The organism is Mycobacterium scrofulaceum (genome assembly GCF_002086735.1).
GTDB lineage: Bacteria > Actinomycetota > Actinomycetes > Mycobacteriales > Mycobacteriaceae > Mycobacterium > Mycobacterium scrofulaceum.
Genome location: NZ_MVIJ01000064.1, coordinates 1 through 20,759 on the forward strand (window position 1 = coordinate 1; position 20,759 = coordinate 20,759).

Here is a 20,759-nt window from a genome sequence, read left to right on the forward strand (position 1 = left end):
GCCCCCACCACCGGTGACGACGACCACGACACCGCCGCCCGGCCAGCTGCCGCAGTTGCCGTGCCTGCTGCCGCCGCCCTTCTGCCCGCCCAGCACGACCCCGGCCACACCGCCGCCCCAGCTACCGCAGCCGGGGCCCGGACCGTCGCCCAGTTCGCCCCCGCCGGCCAGTTGACTTGGCTTGCCAGCGAAATTCACGGCTACACTGGCGTGCCGTGATGATCACCCTTGACCATGTCAGCAAGAAGTACAAAGCGTCGGCGCGCCCGGCGTTGGACGACGTCAACGTCAAAATCGACAAGGGTGAATTCGTCTTCCTGATCGGCCCGTCGGGCTCCGGCAAGTCGACGTTCATGCGGCTGCTGCTCGGCGAGGAGAACCCGACGACCGGCGACATCCGGGTGTCGAAGTTCCACGTCAACAAGTTGCGCGGGCGTCACGTCCCGAAGCTGCGGCAGGTGATCGGAACCGTCTTCCAGGACTTTCGCCTGCTGCAGCAAAAGACGGTGTACGAGAACGTCGCCTTCGCGCTGGAAGTGATCGGCAAACGGACCGACGCGATCAACCGGGTGGTGCCCGAGGTGCTGGAGACCGTCGGCCTGTCCGGCAAAGCCAACCGCCTGCCCCACGAGTTGTCCGGTGGCGAGCAGCAACGCGTGGCGATCGCGCGCGCCTACGTCAACCGGCCCCTGGTTCTGCTGGCCGACGAGCCGACTGGCAATCTCGACCCGGACACCAGTAAGGACATCATGGATTTGTTGGAGCGGATCAACCGCACGGGCACGACGGTGCTGATGGCGACGCACGACCATCACATCGTCGACTCGATGCGTCAGCGCGTCGTGGAGCTGTCTTTGGGGCGGCTGGTGCGCGACGAGCAGCGGGGCATCTATGGGATGGACCGCTAAGTGCGCTTTGGCTTCCTGTTCAACGAGGTCCTGACCGGTCTTCGTCGCAACGTCACGATGACGGCCGCGATGATCCTCACCACGGCCATCTCCATCGGCCTGTTCGGTGGCGGTTTGCTGGTGGTCCGGTTGGCCGACAACTCACGGGAGATCTATCTCGACCGCGTCGAGACTCAGGTGTTCCTCACCGACGACATCTCGGCGAACGACGCGACGTGCGCGTCCGCCCCCTGTAAGGCGCTGCGGGACAAGATCGATGCGCGCCAAGACGTCAAATCGGTGCGCTTCGTCAACCGGCAGGACGCCTACAACGACGCGATCAAGAAGTTCCCGGAGTTCAAGGACGTGGCCGGCAAGGAATCGTTTCCCGCGTCGTTCATCGTCAAGCTGAACAACCCCGAACAGCACGCCGACTTCGACGCCGCGATGCAGGGCCAACCCGGCGTGCGCAGCATCCTGAACGAAAAGGATTTGATCGACCGGTTGTTCGCCGTGCTGGACGGTTTGCGCGACGCCGCGTTCGCGGTCGCTCTGGTGCAGGCGGTGGGGGCAATCCTGCTGATCGCCAACATGGTCCAAGTCGCGGCGTACACGCGGCGCACCGAAATCGGGATCATGCGGCTCGTCGGCGCCAGCCGCTGGTACACCCAGCTGCCGTTCCTGGTGGAGGCGATGCTGGCCGCGGCCATCGGTGTGGCCATCGCGGTCGTCGGCCTGATCCTGGTGCGCGCTTGGTTCCTGGACAACGCGCTGAGCCAGTTCTACCAAGCCCATTTGATCGCGAAGGTCGACTACGCCGACATCCTCTACATCTCGCCGTGGCTGTTTTTGCTCGGCGTGTCGATGGCCGGCCTGACCGCCTACGCGACGTTGCGTCTCTACATCCGGCGGTAGCTGTGGCGAAAGATCCCGGCCGGGCCAAGGGGGCGGGCGGCAAACGCGGCAGCAAACAGATTGTGGCCACCAATCGCAAAGCGCGGCACAACTATTCGATCCTCGAGGAGTTCGAGGCCGGAGTGGCTTTGCAGGGGACGGAGGTCAAAAGCCTGCGTGCGGGGCAGGCGTCCCTGACGGACGCGTTCGCAACCGTCGACGACGGCGAAGTGTGGTTGCGCAACCTGTATATCCCCGAGTACCAGCACGGTAGCTGGACCAACCACGAGCCCCGTCGCAACCGAAAGTTGTTGTTGCATAGGCAACAAATCGACCGCCTGGTTGGGAAGATACGAGATGGTAACCTCGCGCTCGTGCCGATGTCTCTGTATTTCTCCGACGGAAAGGTCAAGGTGGAGCTCGCGTTAGCGCGCGGCAAGCGAGCGCACGACAAGCGTCAGGACATGGCCCGCCGCGATGCCCAGCGCGAGGTGGTCCGTGAATTGGGACGCCGAGCCAAGGGCATGAGCTGATTTGATCGGGGCCGCTTACGCCCAGCTGTCTGCCGTCACGTACGGAGTCAGCGATTTTGTCGGCGGTGTAGCCGCTCGACGGGTGGCCGCGCTGCGCGTGATGCTGGTGGTCTATCCGATCGAGACGCTCTTGCTGGGCGCGCTGGCGCTCGCCGTGGGCGGCCCGATCACGCGCGGCGCGATCTTCTGGGGCTGCCTCTACGGCGTCGGGATGGCCGTCGGCATGTGGGCGCTCTTCGCCGCGCTGGGGGCCGGGCCGATCTCCGTCGTCTCGCCGTTGGCGGCGGTGCTCAACGCCGCGGTGCCGGTGGCGGTCGGCGTGACACTGGGGGAGCGGCCGGGGCCGGGCGCCTCGGTGGGCGTCGTGCTGGCGCTCATCGCGGTGATGCTGGTGAGCCGGGAGGCCACCGCCCAGGGCGTCACGCCGTATCGATTCACGCCGAAGGTGGCGTGGCTCACGCTGCTGGCCGGCTCGGCGATGGGGCTGAACCTGGTGTTCCTGCACCAGGCGCCGCACGCCTGCAAGCTGTGGCCGCTGGTCTTCGCCCGCCTCGCCGCCACGGTGGTGATTTTCGTGATGGCGGCGGCCAGCAATAATTTCCGGGCGCCGCGCGGCAAGCCGCTGAAGCTGGCGTGGGCCGTGGCGGTGCTGGACATCTGCGCCAACGTGACCATGCTCCTGGCGCTGCACACGTGGCTGCTTTCCCTGGCCAGCATCCTGATCTCGCTCTACCCCGCGGCCACCGTCGTGCTGGCGATGGTCGTGCTGCGTGAGCGGCTGAACCGCTGGCAGGGGTTCGGCATGGTGATGGCCATGGGATCCGTGGCGATGATCGCTGCCAGCTGACGGCCGCGCCCCCTTAGTATTGGGCTGCCAGCACTCATACGCGGGGAGATGACGGTGGGGGCATCCGATACCGAGGACCCGGTCATCCGGGAGTTGTCGGGCGCGGTGGAGCGCAGCCCAGACGTGATCGAGCTGCGGCTTCATCTCGCTGGTTTACTGACGGACAAAGGGCGCTACGCCGAGGCGCTGAGTCACTGCAGCACGGCGCTGACCCAGCAACCGGGCAACACCCAGGCGTTGAGCCTGCTGCAGCGGTGCAGCGCGGCGCTGGGGGCGCCGTCGTCGGAGGGTTCGGCGCCGGCCGACGAGGGGTCCGCCGACAAAGAGTGTTTCGACTGGTCGAGTGCCGAACGCGAAGTCGCCGACATCATCGAGCCCGCGTTCGTCGACCCGCCTCCTGACGCCGTCAACGAGGACGACTTCGACGTCGTGCAGCGCGTCCGCGTCGGACTGGACGACGTCGCCGGCATGGAGGACGTCAAACGGCAGTTGGACCTTTCGCTGCTCGGCCCGATCAAAAATCCCGAGCTGATGAAGGCATACAAGGTGACCGCGCGGGGCGGTCTGCTGCTGTACGGTCCACCGGGCTGCGGCAAGACGTTCATTGCCAAAGCCGTTTCGGGCGAGCTGGGCGCGAATTTCTACCAAGTGGGGATCGCCGACGTGCTGCACCACTGGTTCGGCGATAGCGAACGCAGCATCCGCGCCGTCTTCGACACCGCCCGGCGCAACGCGCCCTGCGTGCTGTTCTTCGACGAGGTGGACGCGTTGGGCCACCGGCGCTCGGCCTTGAGCGGTAGCTCGGGGATGCGGCCGGTGGTGAACACGCTGCTGGAGGAGATGGACTCTGCGGGGTCGGCCAACGACGGCGTGTACGTGCTGGGCGCCACTAACGCGCCCTGGGATGTCGACCCGGCGTTGAGGCGGCCGGGCCGTTTCGACCGGATGATTTTCGTCGGCCTGCCCGATGTCGGGGCCCGAGCGGGCATTGTCCATTCGCACCTGCAGGATCGGCCCGTTTCGGGCATCGATCTCAAGACGATTGCCAACCGCACCGAAAGCTTCTCCGGCGCCGACCTGGCCTACGTGTGCGAGATCGCGACGCAACTGGCGATGGCGGATTCAATGCGCAGCGGCCAGGTGCGGCCGGTGCTTATGGCCGATATCGACAACGCCCTCGCCCAGATCCGGCCCAGCACGGGGCCGTGGTTCGAGACGGCCCGCAATGTCGTCGAATTCGCCAACGGTGACGGCACTTATGACGAGTTGGCGAAGTATCTGCGGCGCAAGAAGTTTCGGTAGCTGCCAGTGACCTCGGAGGCCGGCGTCAATCGAGCCGACGGTGCCCTGCGGCTAGCCCATGCGTACTACGAAACCAAGAATTACGAGCGGGCGCGAGACGTCACGCGGGTCGCGTTGTCGCAGAATCCCAATGACCCCGACCTGCTGGCCCTGCACGCCGCGACCGAACACGCGCTCCAAAACTATTGGCCTGCAGCCAACAGTGCATATGGAGCGTTGTCCGCCGCACCTCAGCACGAATTCGCGATGCGGGTGTACGCGCTCGCGCTCGAGGGCCTAGGTCGGAACTACGACGCGATGTGGATGGCGTGGCGAGGAGTCGTCGCCTATCCGAACCAGGCATCCCAATACCGCCTCTACGCCGGTCTGTTGCTGAGGTCGCGACAACAGTCCACGGCGCTGTACGTGATCGACCAAGCGCTGCAGCTCGAACCCAACAGTGTGGACGCACTGATCCTGCGGGGCGCGATCCTGCACCGGCTGGGCCGGCTGGTCGAGTCCGATGCGTCCTATCGGCAGGCGTTGCAGCTGGATCCCGGAAACGCCGAGGCGCTCAACGATCTGGCCGTCCACGGATTAGACCGCAACAAGTTCGGTCGCGCCCTACGCGGATTTCTCGGCGCGGGGAGCGATCCGGATCTCGCGGACCTGGCACGCCGAAACATCGGCGTGGTGCTGCGAAAGGTGCTCACCGGCGTGACGGTCGGCGCCGGTCTGTTGAGTCTGGTGCTCGCCATCACCGCCGGGGCTCACAACGATGGGCGTCCGACCGCCGTAGCGCGAGTGGTCGTGGGGTTACTCACCGCGGCCCTGATCGCCGTCCTGTGGTGGTTGCTGCGCGCGGTCCCGCGCGGCGTGCTGCTGTCTGTACTGCGCAAGCAGCGATTCTCCGCTGCCCGCGCCATCCATGGGCTGGTCGCGATCGCGGCGGGCGCTTGGGTCACCGTCTACCCCGGACCCCCGGCGATGATCGCCATCGGCGGACTGCTGGCCGTCAGCGCCCTGGTCATTATTCGGATCGGACTCTTCATCAGGAAATGACCGGCCTACTATCCGACCATGGCCGATCGCCCCGTCACCAAGCTGGATAAGTCCGAGGTTCTCACTGGTCTGTTCGCCGTGTGGGACGACATCGCCGCACTGCTGGACGGGCTGCCGGAGCCCGAGTGGGAGGTGGCGAGCCCGCTGCCCGGCTGGGACGTCAAGGCGCTGGTGGCGCACATGATCGGCACCGAATCCTTCCTCGCCGGGGTCCCCGCACCCCAGCCCGACATCGACGTCTCGACGCTCGAGCATGTCCGCAACGACATCGGCGTGATGAACGAGTGCTGGGTGCGCTACCTGGCCGCCGAATCCGGCGCCGACGTGCTCAAACGGTTCAGGGACATCACCGACGACCGGCGCGGGGCGCTCACGGAGATGCCCGCCGAGGAGTGGGACGCCGTCACGTTGACGCCGGTGGGCCCGGAGAGCTACGGGCGGTTCATGCGAGTCCGGGTGTTCGACTGCTGGATGCACGAGCAGGACATCCGCGTTGCGCTGGGGCGCCCGTCGGCCGACGACCAGCTGGCCGGGCCCCCGTCGGAACTCTCCCTCGACGAGATCGCCGGCACCATGGGCTACGTGGTGGGCAAGCGGGCCAAGGCGCCCGAGGGGTCGCGGGTCTTGTTCGAGCTGACCGGCCCGCTCAGCCGCAGCATCCACATCAGCGTCGACGGCCGGGCCCAGCTGGTCGAGGACTTCGACGGCCAAGAACCGACGGTGACGATCCGGCTGGACGGACTGCAGTTCACCAGGCTCGCCGGCGGGCGGCCGATGTGCGCGGGGCGGTCGCAGGACGTCGACCTGGGCGGCGACCGGGACGTCGCTGCACAGGTCGTCGAGCACCTGAACTTCGTGATCTGATCGCGGCCCGCACCGGAACATAACCGCGTTGCCCGGCGTTGATAGCGGCGTACCATTGACTGTCCTGCCGAAAATCGGCGGGGGCGCGAGGGGCTGAAAGGTTTCGACATCGCGCATCGAATCAAGGGAAGCGTGCCGGTGCAGGCAAGAGACCACCGTAAGCGTCGTTGCAACCAATTAAGCGCCGATTCACATCAGCGCGACTACGCTCTCGCTGCCTAAGCGACAGCTAGTCCGTCAGACCGGGAAAGCCCTCGACCCGGAGCCTGGCGTCAGCTAGAGGGATCAACCGATGAGTTCGGTCGCGGGACTCATCGGGACACCAACAGCGACTGGGATCGTCATCCTGGCTAGTCCGCGTGACCAGGAGATCCGAGCAGAGGCATAGCGGACTGCGCACGGAGAAGTCTTGAGGGAATGCCGTTGGACCCGGGTTCGATTCCCGGCAGCTCCACTGAGAATGTGCTGTTCGAAGCGGTTATCGGGTAAGAGCCGCGACCGCGTCGCCAGACCCGTGGGTGGATCACTCCCAGGGTGAGCGGCTTTAATCGATGTCACGTCGTGCACGCCCGACACGAGTCGCGTTGCCGGGATCATTACCGGTGAACTTCGGTGCTGAATGTTGCGGCCAGAACGAGGAGCTGCCATGACCTATCGCCGTCTTGCCTGGGCGCTCGGCGCGGTGGTGGCGGCGGCCGTCATTCCCGTCCCGGCCCATGGTGCGCCGCCGACGAAGTGCCTGACCAACACCCCCAAGGGCAAGCAGGTGTACGTGCCGTGCGACCTGCTCAACGCCGGCGCCAATTTCCCGCCGGGGCAGCGGTGTCCTCCACCGCTCGAGCAGTACCCGAAAGATGTGGCCGACTGGTGCGGCGAAGGTCCCGGCCTGGCGACGACCACGCCCTCGAGCCCGACGACTCCGACCACCCCGACGAGCACGACAAGCCCCACGAGCACGACAAGCGCGACCACGCCCTCGAGCCCGACACCCTCGACCAGCCCCACGACCGCGACCACCGCGACCACCCCCACGAGCTCGGCGGCCCCGGGCAATCCACGGTGACGCGGGAAATCACGTGAACGACGACAGCTCGCCGAGGGGCCGCGCGTTCGGCAGGCCCACGCGCCGGGCCGTTGCCGTGGGAGCCGTGGTCCTGGCGCTGGTCGCCGGGTGCTCGCGTGGCAACGCGGCGCACCCGGAATCGAGCGACGGCCCGGCGGCGCCGCGGCCGCTGGTCGCGGTTCCCGCTCCCGCGACGCCCCAAGCGCCGCCGGATGCCGCGACCGTGGCGCGGTTCGCGAAAGTCTCCAAGCTCATCAACGACGCGATCGCGGCAGACCGGCTGCCGGGCGCGGTGCTCGTCGTCGGCCACGCCGGCAAGGTCGCCTTCCACCAGGCCTACGGCTCGCGCAAGCTTGCCGGCGAGCCCGGCCTGGACGGGTCGCCGGCGCCTGCGGAACCGATGACCGAGGACACGATTTTCGACCTGGCGTCGTTGACCAAGATCCTCGCGACGGCGACGGCCGTCATGCAGCTCTACGAGCGGGGCGCGGTCGCGTTGGACGACCCCGTGCAGCGGTACCTGCCCGACTTCAACACCGCGAACGATCCGCGCCGCGCGCAGGTGACCGTTCGCATGCTCCTGACCCACACCTCCGGCGAAACGGGGGACGTCAACCTGGGTGACCCGTGGGGGCTGGACAAGGCCGACAAGGAAGAGGGGATCCGCCGCGCGCTCACCACGCCGCTGGAGTCGGGTCCCGGCGGGGGCTTCCGCTACTCCGATATCAATTTCATCCTGCTCGGCGCGCTGATCGAGAAGGTCACCGGCAAGGCTCTGGACGCGTACGTCCAGCGACACGTGTTCGATCCGCTCGGCTTGCAAGACACCCGCTACCTGCCGCCGGCCCAAGCATGTGGTCCACATACGACGCTGGGGGCTGCGATCGCCTGGGCTCCCGACGGCGAGGCCCCCCACGCCTGCCCCGCGGGCACGTGGAGCACAAGTCTGTTGCCCCGGATCGCCCCGACGGCACGAGACGAAGAGGGCAGGGCCGATCCGGGCAAGAATCCCGACCTCGATCACCTGCTCCGGGGCACCGTGCAGGACACCACGGCGCGACGGATGGGCGGGGTGGCCGGGCACGCGGGCGTGTTCTCGACGGCCCACGATGTCGGCATCTTTGCGCAGGCGCTGCTTGACCGGCTCGCGGGACGTCCGAGCGAATTCCCGCTGGCGCAAACGACTCTCGAGTTGATGACCAGTCCGCAGCAGCCGGGGCACACGCCTGCCCAACTCCAGGCCGCCAACACAGCCGCCCGGGATGCCGCCGCGAAGTGGCCGAATCGACCCGATCCGCTGCTCGCTTCGCGTTATCCGGCGATCGCGGGGCAGAACCTGCGGGGCCTGGGCTGGGATATCGACACGGGCCAGTCCGCGCCGCGGGGTGTGGTCTTTCCGATCGGTAGCTTCGGCCACACCGGCTTCACCGGGACATCGGTGTGGCTGGACCCACGCTCGGATACCTACATCGTTCTGCTCTCGAACTCGATCCACGTCCGCGGCAGTCCACCGATGTCGGATCTGCGGGGTGAGGTTGCCACGGCGGCCGCGCAGGCCCTGGGTCTTTAGGGCCGCTCGAAGTGTTGATAGTCCAGCGGAGCCGTCCAGTCGCCACCCCACCGCCAGCCGCGATCGGTGAACGCGCGCACCGCCGGGTCACCGACGTGTAAGAGACCCGGGTCGGTGCGGCCGCGGTCCAGGTAGGCCGCCGCGTTCCGCGGTTCGAAATACCCGCTGGCGTAAAGGCACGGGTTCACAAGCGGATTGAGATCGATCGCCCGGCCGTAGGCGTGCGGCGACCACTCGTCGGTTCCGGGGATGCGTCGGCAGTTGAACGCCGACGTGTTGTTGTCCTCCATGGACAACTCGTCATCGGCGTCCGGGTAGTGGTCGACCGTGCGGATTTTCTCGACCGGGTAGCCAAGTCGGTACAGCCGCTCGAAGATCGCGATGACCTCCGGCGCCAGGTCTTCATCGACGATCAGCTCACCGCGGTGCGGCCGGCCGTCCGAACCGATGTGCTCGACGGTGACCCGGCGCAGCTGCCCCGGCGCGACCGGGCAACCCGGCCGCCAGCTCGCGCCGAGTTCGGCGGCGGTGACCGGTTCCACGGTCGCACGGGCCGGCGCCGACGACGGTGCGGCTGACGGCGGTGACGGTGTCGCGGACCGTGCCGGTCCCGTCGCACGCGGTGGGGGCGCGGCGGCGCACTGCACCAGCACGAGACACGCCGCGAGCATTCCGCCCACCGCTGCGCACCGCCGGCCGAAGGGCGTCAACTGCGATGAGTCCTCACCATTGCTTCTTCCCTCGGTACAAGGCCGCTGCCACAAGCGGTTTCGCCAGAACGGCCCGGTGCCACGCTACCCCCGGTCGCCCGAGGGTGACGGACGCGCCACGATCACCGGCACCTTGGCCCTGTTGACCACGGCCGCCCCGACCGACCCGAGCAACCTGCCGGCGAGCCTGCCGCGGCCGTGGTTGCCGACCACTACCAGTTGCGCCCGTTCGGACGCCTCGATCAGCCACCGCGCCGGGTCACCGATTTCGATTCTGCGGTGGATGTCGACGTCGCGATAGCGTCCCTGCCAACCCGCCAGCCGCTCGGCGAGCGTCTCCTCCTCCTCGGACAGCTGAGCGTCCCAATTGCCGTCTTGAAAAGGCTCTTTCACGTCGGCCACTTGCAAATCCATCCAGGCGTGCAAGGCGACCACACCGACGCCTCGCCGCGACGCCTCGTCGAATGCGATGGCGGTCGCCAACTCCGAAGCCGGTGACCCGTCGATGCCCACCAGTACGGGCGCCCGTGCCGCGTTTCGTGCCGGCTCTTCCCCGTCGCGGATCACGGCGACCGGGCAATGCGCGTGGTAGACCAATGCCGAACTCACCGAGCCGAGCAAGCCGCGGGCCGGCACGCCGCCGTGCCCGCGGTGGCCCACCACGACCAGCTCCACCGTCTTGGAAAGGTCGACAAGGGTCGGAACGGTGGCCGAATAGACGACCTGACCTTCGATCTGCGCCCGACCGCCCTCGCCGGCGCTCTCTTCGGCGGCCTTGATCGCCAACTCGACGAATTCGCGTGCCCGCCTGTCCTGCCATTCGCTGAACTCGGCGAGCGCGGTCACCTGGAACCAACCGGGCATCGGGGCGTCGATGACATGGACCAGGGCCAGCGGCGCATTGCGCAGCGTCGCATCACGGGCCGCCCAGCGGACGGCACCCAGTGCGGCTCTCGAGCCGTCGACGCCCACCAGGATCGCGTTGCGCGGTGGCTGCCACATCTCGGCTCGCTTCTGGTCGGCTACGTACCCCTCGGCAGAATCATTGAGTGCGGTCACGAATGTCAGGGCCGAAGAGATGCAAGCGGAAGGACCAAAGGCACCGGGTGAAGCGTGTTGCCGGCACGCACAGAATTGATAGCCTGCAACCTGCGGCCGACATGTGAAAACGTCGGCGTCAAACGACTCAACATCGCCTTCCCGCCGCGAAGATCGCGGCAACCTACCGACCGCCTGGAGGAGTTCATGCGCAGGAGCGCGCGATGACCGACGCCGCGTGGACCCTCTATGCCGAGCAGATGGACAACGTCGACGGCTGGTTCTTCGAGGCCGACGTCGCGCTCTTCAGCAAGCTCCTCGCCTGCCAGACCGCCGAGCGAATCACGGGCGACATGCTGGAGATCGGCACGTATCAGGGCAAGTCCGCCATCTTGATGGGTTACGGGCTGCGCGACGACGAAGAACTGGTGATCTGCGATCTGTTCGACGCCGTGGTCGACCACGCCCACATGGCGCCGATCCCACGCCAGCAGTACTCAGGCCTGGACCAGCAGCAGTTCCTGGCGAACTGGGACCGCTTCCATACCCGCAGGCCGACCCTCGAGGTCCGCGAATCCGCGGAGCTCGATCTCGGCGACAAGGTACTCCGGTTCGCCCACGTCGACGGATGTCACAGCTACGAGTGCGTCGCCAAGGACATCAACCTCGCCGTCAGCCACACGGGCGAACGAGGGGTGATCGCGTTGGACGATTATCGCGGTGTGGAAACCCCGGGCGTGTCGGCAGCAGTCTGGCAGGCCGTCGGCAACGGCGTCCTGTTCCCCTTCGCGGCGACGTACATGAAGCTCTACGCCGGCACGTCGCCCGCTGATCAGCGTTACTGGCAGGAGCGGGTCCGCGACTCCGCCGACATCTGCGCCCTGCCCGACTTCGCGTTGCCGTCGTACCGGGACGTCTCCGCCGAACAAATCCAGCGATCGACCGGTTAACGGGCGTTCCGAAGCACCGCGTCTTCCAGGAGATCGGCGGCGAGGGCCGCGCTTTGCGCCGGGGTGGCCATCTGGGCCGCGACCTCACGCGTGCGAGCGACGCATTGCGGAGTCAGGATCGATCGCAGGTCCGCGAGCAAGGAATCCGGGGTGGTGTCGACGAAGCGCCGTCCGATGCCGACGCCCAATTGGTTGACCGCGGCGGCCCACATCGGCTGATCGACCGAGACGGCCAGCGCCAACGTGGGGACCCCGGCCCGTATCCCCGCGAACGTGGTGCCGGGACCGCCGTGATGGACGACCGCCCGGCAGGCGGGAAAGACGGCCGCGTGGTTGACCGAGCTGACGACCTTGGCGTGCTCGAATTGCGGGAGGTCGGTGAGGTCGCTGACGCCGCTGCAGATCAGCGCCCGCTCACCGAGTTCCGCGCACGCCGTGCTCATCGCGATCACGTCGGCGGGAGACGCGACCCGCGCGCTGCTGCCGAAGCCGAAGTAGATCGGCGGCGGTCCGGCGGCGATCCACGACGCGACCTCCTCGTCCACCTGGGTCGGCAACTCCAGCGTCAGCCCGCCGACGAAAGGCCTTCGGACGCCCCATTGCTCCCATTCGGCCGCCAGCCCCGGAAAGAAGAGTTCGTCGTAGGCCTGGATCTCCAACGGTTGCGGCGCCGAGGGCCCCGGTTCGGCCGGCAGGCCGAGTGCGCGGCGCTGGGCGATTTCGGCGTCTTTCGTGATGGACGACTGCGCGTCTTCGGGCGCGATCGGGTAGATGTGCACCGCCGCCTGCGAAATGCCGTAGTACTCGGCGACATTGGCGGCCAGCCCTTGCTCGCTGGCATCCGTCAGGATCAGGTCGGCCCCGTCGGCCAGCGACGTCAGCGCGGTACCCAGCACCGGCCAGAGCTCGGTGATATCCCGGACTATCTCCCAGGCCATGACGGCGGGGTTCGGCGTCGCCCCGTACTTGCGGGCGATCTCCGCGTTCTGCTGAACCTGGTCCCGGCCGTGGGGGACCGCGGTCAGGCCCGCCGACTCGATGAAGCCGAGGTAATTGGGCGGGACCGCCATGCGCACATCGTGGCCTCGGCGCTGCAGTTCCCGGGCGATGGCGGCGCACGGTTCGACGTCGCCCCGAGTTCCGAGCGTCGCCAGCGCAAACCTCATCGCCGGAACCTAACTCGCGTTAAGACGTCAACGATCACTGTGCCCCGTTCGGAAACCGTGATCCGGTGACGCCGCGGAAATATGCGATCGTCCGCGCGGCCCCCTCCTCGAAGGGGACACGGGGGCGCCAGCCGAGCGCGGACTCGGCGAGGCCGATGTCGGGCCTGCGCCTCCTCGGGTCGTCGGCCGGCAGCGGCGTGAAGAAGATCGCCGAGCTCGAGCCGGTCATTTCCTTGATGATGCGCGCGGTTTCGAGCACGGTGACCTCGGCCGGACTCCCGAGATTGACCGGCCCGGTGAACGACGGCTCGCTCGCCGCCATCCTCACCAGCCCGTCGACGAGGTCGTCGACGTAGCAAAAGGATCGAGTCTGGCTGCCGTCCCCGAAGACGGTGATGGGTTCCCCTCGCAGCGCCTGGGCGATGAACGTCGGGATGATCCGGCCGTCCTCCGGGTCCATCCCGGGACCGTAGGTGTTGAAGATGCGGACGAGTTTGACAGGGAGGCCGTAGCGCCGCGCGTACTCGAGCATCAGCGTCTCGGCAACTCGCTTGCCTTCCTCGTAGCAGGCCCGGGGACCGAAGCAGTTGACGTTGCCCCAGTAGCTCTCGGCCTGCGGATGGACCGTCGGATCGCCGTAGACCTCGCTGGTGGACGCCTGCAGGATGGTCGCTCCCGTATCGCGCGCCAAGTCCAGAAGGTTCCTGGTGCCGACGTAGTTCGTGTCGAGTGTGAACAGGGGGTCCCGCTGGTAGGCGCGCGGCGACCCGGGGCAGGCCAGGTTGAAGATGACGTCCTGTGGGCCCGCCGCGGCCGCGGCCATCGGTCGGGTGACGTCGTGTTCGACGAAACGAAAGCCGGGGTCGCTCTCGAGGCGCGTGATGTTCTCGCGCCGACCCGTGCGCAAGTTGTCCAGCCCGACGACCTCGAAGCCGTCGCGGCGAAGCCGATCGCAGAGGTGAAACCCCAAGAACCCGGCGGCGCCCGCCACGAGGGCTCTCACCTTTGGTTCTCCTTAATTCCGGTCCATGCCGGGGCACTCGGAGACCTCGGCCCACCGGCGCTCAGGATGATAGACGCTGTCGCCCACTAGGCGGTTATCGGCTCGTTCGGCTGAAGTCGCACGTGGACTCCCGGTTCCCGAGACGGCCGGGGCGGCCGAGGCCCTAACATGGCAGGCGGGGGCCGTAGTTGCCGGACCCCTCCAGGTCGTCGAGGCGCCGAATCGAGGAGAAGTATCCGTGCACCAGTCGCTTTCACCCCTGTCGGTCACGAGAAGGCTGCTTCTTGCCCTGTCGTTCGTGATCGCGTTCGCTGCTTCCGCGTTGATCCCGGCCGCACACGCCGACCCGATCGGATTCCCGCCGGACTGGCCCTTCTACGAGATGCAAACCGAACAGACGATGTGCAGGGCGATGGCGCAGGGCTGGTCGCGCGCGCAGATCGTCGGCGCGATGCAACAGGCGAACAACCAGAGCGTGACCGGTTTGAATCCGGATCAGGCGGCCAAGCGTGCCAACATGTGGGTCGACTTGGGCCGAATCAAGTACTGCCCGGGCGCCGTCGCCAGCTGACCGGCGCGCCGGCCACAGCACCCGTGCCGCCGGCGCCATCCTTCTTCACGCGAGACCCCCTCGGGGGGCCGAAGACTGGGCGCGCGGTGCGCTGGCGCGATGTGCCGATCGGCTCAATTCCGTCGAGCTTGTGAATCTCGGGCTCCGATGGGTAAGCCAGGCTCTGTTAGCCGAGCCCAGTGAGAGAGTCGATGAGCAGGGAACACGAGCGCAGGCGTTCAGCACGGAATCCGGACCTTCGGCCGTCGTCGACGGCAGCGCTCGGCCCCGAACAACGAGCGTGGCTCGACCAGGCGTCGCGGCGGGAAGTCAACGGATGGATTCACGTCACCGTCAAAGGCGCGCCGATGGCGCGGGGGTTCCAGTACGGCTACCTCGTCGCCAACGAGTACGCGGCGGCGGTCCGCGCCTACGAGCAGATGACCTACCAGAAGATCGGCATGGACTATGGCTTCTTCGTCGACAGGGCCAACGAACTGCATGCCGACAAGGTCCCTGACGAGCTGCGCGAGGAGATGGAAGGCGTCGCCGCGGGACTGACCGCAGCGGGAGCGCCAGCGACGTTTCAGGACGTGCTCGGCATGAACGACTGGATGGAACTCACCGGCTATTGGTGGCCGAAACACGCTGGGCGGTATGCCGCGTTGGCGTCGCCACCGAGTCAGGGCAGCCACTGCAGCGCCTTCATCGCGACCGGCGGTGCAACCGCGGACGGCTCAATCGTGATGGCGCACACCAGCTTTACGGACTTCTGGCAGGGTCAGTTCGAAAACGTCATCTTGGACCTCACACCCGACGAGGGCCACCGGATCGTGATGCAGACCACGCCCGGCTGGATCGCCAGCATGACCGATTTCTGGCTCACCGGCGCGGGTCTGGCCATCAGCGAGACGACGATCAGCGGCTACGACGGCTCCAAAGGTTATGACGAGAATCGCGCGCCGGAGTTCGTTCGCGCCCGCACGGCCGCTCAGTACGCTCGCGATATCGACGACTGGGTCGAGATACTCAACACCGACAACAACGGCGGCTACGCTTGCTCGTGGTTGATCGGGGACATCAATACCGGTGAGATTGCTTGCCACGAACAGGGTTTGCTGTATCAAAGCCTCTCCCGGAAGGCCGACGGCTACTTCTGGGGCGACAATGCCCCGAAGGATCCGAGGATTCGCAACCTGGAGTGCGGCGCGACGGGTTTCGACGACGTTCGGTCGCCCAATGGCGCGCGGGAGGTCCGCTGGCAACAACTCCTCGCGGAGCACGAGGGACGCATCGACACCGATTCAGCCCAGCGGATGCTCGGTGACACGTTCGACCCCTACCTGGGCCGCGACCAGCCGTCGGCGCGAACGATCTGCGCGCATTACGACGCCGACCCCTGCCAGTTCAACGACGTCACCGCGTTCAGCCCGCACGGATCCGTGGACGGGAAAGTCGTCACGTCCGCCGATGTCGAGTCGATGAGCCTGTGGGCAAGGTTCGGTCGTGCCGACGGTGCCGAGTTCGTGGCCGAGGACTTTCTCCGCACGCACCCGCAGTGGAATTGGCAGCGGGACTGTTTGCAGGATCGGCCGCGACAGCCGTGGACGCGCTTCCGCCCGGAGGCCGCGCCCGACAGCTGACCTAAGCGCGATCGGGCGGCTGTGCGGGGTCTAGCAGAGGGCGGCGGAAAACCACCCGCCGGCCACGATGGCGATGGCGAGCGCGGCGGTGGTGTGCCCCGTCGACGCGGCCACGACGATGCCCGTGATGGCGGCGATCAGGGCCATGACCACCACCACGGCCAGCAGCATCCGGTGCGAGTTGATCGCTCCGCCCGAACGCGGCACGACAACGACGCGTTTGCCCGAGCCGTGGGGTGCGGCCATCACGCTCCTTTGGGTTGTGACCTGCGATACATGCTCAGCATAAATGTGCGGTGTGTCACATGCCAGCCTGACGCCCGCGATGTTCTGCGCGCCGGAGCCCCGGGTACACGCACGGGCATGGGGTGGGTGGCATCGCACGCGGTCGCAATCTTTTCGGCGCTGCTGTCCGCGTTCTGGGCGGCGGTCGGGATCGTGGTTCGGCAGCGAGCCGCCCAGGAGGTCCCCGCCGACGAGGGCATGTCGGGAACGATGGTGACGACGCTGGCCCGCCGGCCCCTGTGGTGGGCGGGCACCGTCGCCGCCGTGGCCGGTTACGTGTTTCAGGCCGTGGCGCTGGCGCACGGATCGCTGCTGCTGATCCAGCCGCTGCTCGTTTCCTCGCTGCTGTTCGCGTTGCCGCTGGGCGCGAGGCTCTGCCACCAGCGCATCAGCGCATCCCAGTGGGGCTGGGCGGCGCTGTTGACGGCGGCGTTGGCGCTGTTCGTGCTCGTCGGCCAGCCCCGCGAGGGCCATCACCGCCCTCCGGTGCCCGCGTGGACGCTGGCGCTGGTGGTGTCGGTGCCGTTGCTGATCGTGTGCGTCACCGCGGCCCGCCGCGCCGCCGGTCGTGCGCGGGCGATGCTGCTGGGCGTCGCCGTCGCGGTCCTGCTCGGCATGATCGCCGTCCTGACGAAGATCTGCACTCATCGGTTTGCCGTCGGCGGTTGGCACGCGCTGCTGAGCGTGCCCGCTCCATACCTGCTCGTCGCCCTCGCCGTGGCGGCGACGTTGGTACAGAACTCGGCCTTTCACGCCGGGGCGTTGCAGGCATCGGTGCCGATCATGTTGGTGGGGGAGCCGGTTGTCGCGGTCGCGCTGGGCATCGCGGTGCTCGGCGAACACCTGGCGGTGCGAGGCGCGACGACGCTGGAGTTGGCCGTCGCCGTCTGGGCGATGGCGGCCGCCGCCGTCGCGCTGAGCCGCAGTCAGGCGATCGAGGTGGGCAATCAGCGACAGTCCGCCCCCGCCGACGCGGCCAGCCTGGTGGGCGCCTGCGGCAACCCGAGCTAGGGCCTACGAATCCTGCGTGGTCTCCAACAGTCGCAGCGGGTGCAGACCGTCCACCGCGCCGACGAACGGCGGGTGGATGCTGTAGCCGAGCATCCGGCGGATGTCGTCGGAGACGGCGCGGGCGGTGTCGCGCGAAATCGACAGCGTGAACGCTTCCATCGGCCGCAGCCACGGCTGGCAGTACTGGGCGGTGACGGCGAGTCGGTCGCGGCCGGTGCTGTTGGCGCCCCCGCCGTGCCACAGGGTGCCCACGAAGAAGACGCATGAGCCGGCCGGCATGACGACGGGCATCACCCGATCGCCCGGGCCGGGCCGGCGCTTGCCCCAACGGTGGCTGCCGGGGTAGAGGACGGTGGCGCCGTTGTCGGCGGTGAAGTCGTCGATGGCCCAGATCGTGGCCGCCGCCAACGGTTCTCGCGGGCGCGGAACCGGGTAGAAACCGTCGTCATGGTGGGCCAGCTGCGCGGCCTCGCCGGGCTGGATGTTGATGGCCTGCAGCGCCGAGAGCAGGTAGTTGGGCATCAGCAGCCGATCGAGCACCGCCAGCACCCGGGGATGGTCGACGATCCCGTCGCACACCCGCGTCCTGCTCAGCAGGCTGTAGATGCGCTGCGTGCGCCGGCCCTCGAACGAGTTCCGGCCGGTGTGGCCGAGCCACGGGCGCACCACCTCACGGATGTGGCCGCACTCCTCCGGGGTGAGCAGGCCCTCCCAGATGACGTAGCCGTCGCGGTCGAGGGCCGCCATGTCCGCCTCGACGATCGCGCCGTCGACCGCGCTTCCGCCGCTCGGGGTCCGCCTGTACCGCTGCGCGAGGTCGCCTCGGAGGTCTTCCAGTGTCGTCACGGACTCGTCGTCGATGTTCATTGGCACTCGTCTTTCGTCCGGCTCCCACACTAAGCCGAGTCCGCGCCGTCTCCCACCGAATCGCCGCGGACGCCGACGAGACAATGCAGACGATCTGTACCAGGATGGGAGCGGTGCGGATGCTTCTCGTTCTCGTGAGCTTCGCCGCCATCGTTGGCGCGGCCACGCCCGCACACGCCGATCCTGCCGGGAACCCGGACGCGGACTTCCTGGCGGCGCTCGACCGGTCCGGCGTTCCCTACAAGAACGCCGCCGTCGCCATCCGGGTCGCCAAGAAGGCCTGCGAACTGATGGACCAGGGCCACTCCGAGGCCGACGTCATCCAGAGCGTCTCGTCGGAGAATGCGGGATTCACGGTCTCGGACGCGACCGAGTTCACGACCAGCGCGGTGCGCGTCTACTGCCCCCAGCACCTCGGCGAACCGACGACGGAGCCACCGCCGCCCCCGTCGAACACCTGGGTCGGCCCCGAGTTTCCCTGGCCCGCGCCGCCCGCCGCAGCATAGGGGAAACCCGCCGGCCCTGGCATGGCGCGACCCAGCCCATCAAGATGGACAGGATGTGGTCCGGCTGGTGGATGGTCCCGATCGGCATCGTCAGTGCGTTCGCGGTGATCTGGCTGGTCCTCGCCGTGACGTTATGGCTGATGAGACCCAAGGCCAGCATGCAGGACCTGGTGCGCCTGCTGCCCGACGTGCTGCGGCTGCTAAAACGCCTGGCCGCCGACCCCGAGCTGCCGCGGCGGATCCGGGTCGCGTTGGTCGCGCTGATCGCCTTCGTGGTGTCGCCCATCGACCTCATACCCGACGCGATCCCCGTGATCGGGTTCGCCGACGACGTGATCATCGTCGGCCTGGTGCTGCGCTGGATCAGCCGCACGGCCGGACCGGGTCCGCTGGCCGAGCACTGGCCTGGCACGCCGGACGGCCTCGCGACCCTGTGCAAGCTGTGCGGCCTGCCCGATCCGGCACTGGACTGAGCCGCGGTCGTGGATCTACTTCGGCGCACCACGGGCTACCCCAGGTCAGGGTCGGCGCCCTGGTCGAATCGGCGCTGTGGCTGGCGATTCCTTGTTTGTGCACCGGGTTCGGGTGGACGGTTTTCACGCTGAGAGGCTGCGCGGATTCGGACGCGGGTCGAAGCGGTGTTCCCGACGGCCGCCGGTGCCGTGGCCTTCGGCCTGACCACCGCTTGTGGCCGGTTCCCATACCGATCGCGCACCCGTGCCCCGCCCCGTGACCGGTTGTTGGGGTGAAGCCGTGCGCGGAAGCGCGGTGAGCTTCTAGGCTGCCGAGCATGTCAATCGACCGAGCGGCACTTCTGGCGGGCACTATCCGACTCACCTCCGGCGTCTGGTTTCTCGTCGACCCCTTGACCGCGAACCGAGTCTGGGGTGACCCGGACGAGCCGACCCCGACGGCGCGATTGTTGTTGCGCTCGATGGGATATCGCGACGCGTTGATCGGCGGGATGCTCGCGGCGTCGGCGTTGCGCGGGAAGAACACCCGCGGCTGGTTCCTGGCGTCCGGCGGCGCCGACGCGGCCGACCTGCTCGGCGGCATCAGCGTCCACGGCGAGCTGAAGCCCTCGCAGCGGATCATCGGTCTGGGCGGCGCCGTCGTCGGCATCGGCGTCGGGCTCTGGGGCGCGGCCCGACCGCGGCCCAGCGGTGGCCGGGACAAAGCCGATGCGGTTGACTGAGCACCATGGGCCTAGGCGTACTGACGTTCGTAACCGACGAGGGCATCGGCCCGGCGGACCTGGGGCGGGCGCTCGAGCAGCGTGGTTTCGAGTCGCTGTTTCTCGCTGAGCACTCCCACATTCCGGCCGGCGACGTAACCCCCTATCCGGCGGGCGGTCCGATCCCGCCGAAGTACTACCGCACCCTGGATCCGTTCGTCGCGCTGACCGCCGCCGCCGTCGTCACCGAACGGCTCGTCCTGGGTACCGGGATCGCGCTGGTCCCGCAGCGCGATCCCATCCACTTGGCGAAGGAAGTGGCGTCGCTCGATCTGCTGTCACAGGGGCGTTTTCGGTTCGGCGTGGGGGTGGGCTGGCTACGCGAAGAGATCGCCAACCACGGTGTCGACCCCAGGGTCCGAGGGCGGGTGGCCGACGAGCGGCTGGACGCGATGGTTCAGATCTGGACGCGCGAAGAAGCCGAATTCCACGGCGAGTTCGTGAACTTCGACCCCATCTACAGCTGGCCCAAGCCGGTGCAGAAACCCTATCCGCCAATGTACTTCGGGGGCGGTCCGGCGGGTTTCAAGCGCATCGCCCGGCTGCATGCCGGCTGGTTGTCGATGACGCCCTCTGCGGAAGTCCTGGCTCCTCAACTCGCGCAGCTGCGCGATCTGGCGGGCCCCGACGTGCCGGTGATCAGCTTCCATGGTGGTGCGCCGACGGCCGAAGAGCTGCAGGGCTACCTCGCCCTCGGGGTGGAGCATGTGCTGGTGGAACTGCCGACCGAGCCGCGCGACGAGACGCTGCGCCGCCTCGACGAGCTCGGAACCGAGTCCGCGAAGCTAACGTAAC

23 protein-coding genes, 1 other RNA gene and 1 pseudogene are annotated in these 20,759 nt (G+C 67.8%); 19 read left to right on the top strand and 6 right to left on the bottom strand.

The window, feature by feature from the left end; all coding sequences use genetic code 11:
• The 11 genes and pseudogenes from BST44_RS31755 to BST44_RS25900 all read left to right on the top strand — a co-directional run.
• Positions 1 to 175: pseudogene (locus tag BST44_RS31755) on the top strand (hypothetical protein); the annotation flags it as partial.
• 43 nt (positions 176 to 218) lie between these two features.
• Entirely contained in the window at positions 219 to 908 is a 690-nt protein-coding gene (gene ftsE / locus BST44_RS25855; RefSeq protein WP_040621527.1) for a cell division ATP-binding protein FtsE, read from the top strand.
• On the top strand, positions 909 to 1,802 hold the full coding sequence (gene ftsX, locus BST44_RS25860; RefSeq protein WP_083179755.1) for a permease-like cell division protein FtsX: 894 nt from the start codon (positions 909 to 911) through the stop codon (positions 1,800 to 1,802).
• Between the two features lie 2 nt (positions 1,803 to 1,804).
• Positions 1,805 to 2,314 carry an SsrA-binding protein SmpB gene (smpB, locus tag BST44_RS25865; protein WP_083179756.1) on the top strand — a complete coding sequence of 170 codons (510 nt, stop codon included), beginning with the start codon at positions 1,805 to 1,807 and terminating at the stop codon, positions 2,312 to 2,314.
• Between the two features lies 1 nt (position 2,315).
• On the top strand, positions 2,316 to 3,161 hold the full coding sequence (locus BST44_RS25870) for an EamA family transporter (protein WP_341865326.1): 846 nt from the start codon (positions 2,316 to 2,318) through the stop codon (positions 3,159 to 3,161).
• 54 nt (positions 3,162 to 3,215) lie between these two features.
• Entirely contained in the window at positions 3,216 to 4,463 is a 1,248-nt protein-coding gene (locus BST44_RS25875; protein ID WP_244184945.1) for an AAA family ATPase, read from the top strand.
• Between the two features lie 6 nt (positions 4,464 to 4,469).
• Complete coding sequence (locus tag BST44_RS25880; RefSeq protein ID WP_083179758.1) at positions 4,470 to 5,504, top strand: tetratricopeptide repeat protein; 1,035 nt, start codon at positions 4,470 to 4,472, stop codon at positions 5,502 to 5,504.
• Positions 5,505 to 5,522: 18 nt separating this feature from the next.
• The gene (locus BST44_RS25885) at positions 5,523 to 6,368 is read left to right on the top strand and encodes a maleylpyruvate isomerase family mycothiol-dependent enzyme (protein WP_083179759.1); all 846 of its coding nucleotides are present in this window, start codon (positions 5,523 to 5,525) and stop codon (positions 6,366 to 6,368) included.
• A gap of 89 nt (positions 6,369 to 6,457) precedes the next feature.
• Positions 6,458 to 6,825, top strand: a transfer-messenger RNA (tmRNA) gene (gene ssrA, locus BST44_RS25890).
• A 189-nt stretch (positions 6,826 to 7,014) separates the two neighbouring features.
• Positions 7,015 to 7,431 carry a hypothetical protein gene (locus BST44_RS29835; protein ID WP_142274698.1) on the top strand — a complete coding sequence of 139 codons (417 nt, stop codon included), beginning with the start codon at positions 7,015 to 7,017 and terminating at the stop codon, positions 7,429 to 7,431.
• Positions 7,432 to 7,507: 76 nt separating this feature from the next.
• The gene (locus BST44_RS25900) at positions 7,508 to 9,001 is read left to right on the top strand and encodes a serine hydrolase domain-containing protein (RefSeq protein ID WP_083179761.1); all 1,494 of its coding nucleotides are present in this window, start codon (positions 7,508 to 7,510) and stop codon (positions 8,999 to 9,001) included.
• On the opposite strand, the gene BST44_RS25905 is transcribed toward BST44_RS25900, so the two are convergent.
• The gene (locus BST44_RS25905) at positions 8,998 to 9,672 is read right to left on the bottom strand and encodes a M15 family metallopeptidase (RefSeq protein WP_244184946.1); all 675 of its coding nucleotides are present in this window, start codon (positions 9,670 to 9,672) and stop codon (positions 8,998 to 9,000) included. The two genes, BST44_RS25900 and BST44_RS25905, sit on opposite strands and share 4 nt — an antisense overlap.
• Positions 9,673 to 9,795: 123 nt before the next feature.
• Positions 9,796 to 10,713 carry a universal stress protein gene (locus BST44_RS25910; protein WP_083179780.1) on the bottom strand — a complete coding sequence of 306 codons (918 nt, stop codon included), beginning with the start codon at positions 10,711 to 10,713 and terminating at the stop codon, positions 9,796 to 9,798.
• A gap of 260 nt (positions 10,714 to 10,973) precedes the next feature.
• Here BST44_RS25910 and BST44_RS25915 point away from each other — a divergent pair, with 260 nt between their 5' ends.
• Positions 10,974 to 11,699, top strand: coding sequence for a class I SAM-dependent methyltransferase (locus BST44_RS25915; RefSeq protein ID WP_083179763.1), 726 nt, complete (start codon positions 10,974 to 10,976; stop codon positions 11,697 to 11,699).
• Here the strand turns inward: BST44_RS25915 and BST44_RS25920 are convergent.
• Positions 11,696 to 12,865 (bottom strand): glycosyltransferase, encoded by a 1,170-nt coding sequence (locus BST44_RS25920; protein ID WP_083179764.1) that lies wholly within the window; start codon positions 12,863 to 12,865, stop codon positions 11,696 to 11,698. The two genes, BST44_RS25915 and BST44_RS25920, sit on opposite strands and share 4 nt — an antisense overlap.
• Positions 12,866 to 12,899: 34 nt before the next feature.
• Positions 12,900 to 13,868: a UDP-glucuronic acid decarboxylase family protein gene (locus BST44_RS25925; protein ID WP_083179765.1), complete on the bottom strand. Its 969-nt coding sequence runs from the start codon at positions 13,866 to 13,868 to the stop codon at positions 12,900 to 12,902.
• 238 nt (positions 13,869 to 14,106) lie between these two features.
• Between BST44_RS25925 and BST44_RS25930 the strand changes: the two genes are divergently transcribed.
• Positions 14,107 to 14,439, top strand: coding sequence for a hypothetical protein (locus tag BST44_RS25930; RefSeq protein ID WP_142274699.1), 333 nt, complete (start codon positions 14,107 to 14,109; stop codon positions 14,437 to 14,439).
• A 191-nt stretch (positions 14,440 to 14,630) separates the two neighbouring features.
• The gene (locus BST44_RS25935) at positions 14,631 to 16,061 is read left to right on the top strand and encodes a C45 family autoproteolytic acyltransferase/hydrolase (protein WP_083179766.1); all 1,431 of its coding nucleotides are present in this window, start codon (positions 14,631 to 14,633) and stop codon (positions 16,059 to 16,061) included.
• A 30-nt stretch (positions 16,062 to 16,091) separates the two neighbouring features.
• On the opposite strand, the gene BST44_RS25940 is transcribed toward BST44_RS25935, so the two are convergent.
• Positions 16,092 to 16,307 (bottom strand): hypothetical protein, encoded by a 216-nt coding sequence (locus BST44_RS25940; RefSeq protein WP_083179767.1) that lies wholly within the window; start codon positions 16,305 to 16,307, stop codon positions 16,092 to 16,094.
• A gap of 117 nt (positions 16,308 to 16,424) precedes the next feature.
• Between BST44_RS25940 and BST44_RS25945 the strand changes: the two genes are divergently transcribed.
• Entirely contained in the window at positions 16,425 to 17,357 is a 933-nt protein-coding gene (locus BST44_RS25945) for a DMT family transporter (RefSeq protein ID WP_083179768.1), read from the top strand.
• Positions 17,358 to 17,360: 3 nt separating this feature from the next.
• Here BST44_RS25945 and BST44_RS25950 read toward each other — a convergent pair whose 3' ends face one another.
• Positions 17,361 to 18,224, bottom strand: a complete 864-nt coding sequence (locus tag BST44_RS25950) for a phytanoyl-CoA dioxygenase family protein (protein WP_083179769.1) — start codon at positions 18,222 to 18,224, stop codon at positions 17,361 to 17,363.
• Positions 18,225 to 18,343: 119 nt separating this feature from the next.
• Between BST44_RS25950 and BST44_RS25955 the strand changes: the two genes are divergently transcribed.
• The 4 genes from BST44_RS25955 (at position 18,344) to BST44_RS25975 (ending at position 20,758) form a co-directional block, all read left to right on the top strand.
• Complete coding sequence (locus BST44_RS25955; protein ID WP_083179781.1) at positions 18,344 to 18,730, top strand: DUF732 domain-containing protein; 387 nt, start codon at positions 18,344 to 18,346, stop codon at positions 18,728 to 18,730.
• A 44-nt stretch (positions 18,731 to 18,774) separates the two neighbouring features.
• A complete protein-coding gene (locus BST44_RS25960; protein ID WP_083179770.1) occupies positions 18,775 to 19,203 on the top strand; it encodes a YkvA family protein in 429 nt (142 codons plus the stop codon).
• 317 nt (positions 19,204 to 19,520) lie between these two features.
• Positions 19,521 to 19,925: a DUF4267 domain-containing protein gene (locus tag BST44_RS25970; RefSeq protein WP_083179771.1), complete on the top strand. Its 405-nt coding sequence runs from the start codon at positions 19,521 to 19,523 to the stop codon at positions 19,923 to 19,925.
• Between the two features lie 5 nt (positions 19,926 to 19,930).
• Positions 19,931 to 20,758, top strand: coding sequence for an LLM class F420-dependent oxidoreductase (locus tag BST44_RS25975; RefSeq protein ID WP_083179772.1), 828 nt, complete (start codon positions 19,931 to 19,933; stop codon positions 20,756 to 20,758).
• Position 20,759: the final 1 nt, after the last annotated feature.

Excerpts from the sequence above, each read along its gene's own strand:
- BST44_RS25920 (WP_083179764.1), bottom strand. The coding sequence starts at position 12,865 with ATGAGGTTTGCGCTGGCGACGCTCGGAACTCGGGGCGACGTCGAACCG.
- ftsE (WP_040621527.1), top strand. The coding sequence starts at position 219 with ATGATCACCCTTGACCATGTCAGCAAGAAGTACAAAGCGTCGGCGCGC.
- BST44_RS25935 (WP_083179766.1), top strand. The coding sequence starts at position 14,631 with ATGAGCAGGGAACACGAGCGCAGGCGTTCAGCACGGAATCCGGACCTT.
- BST44_RS25910 (WP_083179780.1), bottom strand. The coding sequence starts at position 10,713 with ATGTGGCAGCCACCGCGCAACGCGATCCTGGTGGGCGTCGACGGCTCG.
- BST44_RS25945 (WP_083179768.1), top strand. The coding sequence starts at position 16,425 with ATGGGGTGGGTGGCATCGCACGCGGTCGCAATCTTTTCGGCGCTGCTG.
- BST44_RS25940 (WP_083179767.1), bottom strand. The coding sequence starts at position 16,307 with ATGGCCGCACCCCACGGCTCGGGCAAACGCGTCGTTGTCGTGCCGCGT.
- BST44_RS25885 (WP_083179759.1), top strand. The coding sequence starts at position 5,523 with ATGGCCGATCGCCCCGTCACCAAGCTGGATAAGTCCGAGGTTCTCACT.
- BST44_RS25915 (WP_083179763.1), top strand. The coding sequence starts at position 10,974 with ATGACCGACGCCGCGTGGACCCTCTATGCCGAGCAGATGGACAACGTC.
- BST44_RS25955 (WP_083179781.1), top strand. The coding sequence starts at position 18,344 with ATGCTTCTCGTTCTCGTGAGCTTCGCCGCCATCGTTGGCGCGGCCACG.
- BST44_RS29835 (WP_142274698.1), top strand. The coding sequence starts at position 7,015 with ATGACCTATCGCCGTCTTGCCTGGGCGCTCGGCGCGGTGGTGGCGGCG.
- BST44_RS25975 (WP_083179772.1), top strand. The coding sequence starts at position 19,931 with ATGGGCCTAGGCGTACTGACGTTCGTAACCGACGAGGGCATCGGCCCG.
- BST44_RS25970 (WP_083179771.1), top strand. The coding sequence starts at position 19,521 with ATGTCAATCGACCGAGCGGCACTTCTGGCGGGCACTATCCGACTCACC.
- BST44_RS25905 (WP_244184946.1), bottom strand. The coding sequence starts at position 9,672 with ATGCTCGCGGCGTGTCTCGTGCTGGTGCAGTGCGCCGCCGCGCCCCCA.
- BST44_RS25960 (WP_083179770.1), top strand. The coding sequence starts at position 18,775 with ATGGACAGGATGTGGTCCGGCTGGTGGATGGTCCCGATCGGCATCGTC.
- BST44_RS25950 (WP_083179769.1), bottom strand. The coding sequence starts at position 18,224 with ATGAACATCGACGACGAGTCCGTGACGACACTGGAAGACCTCCGAGGC.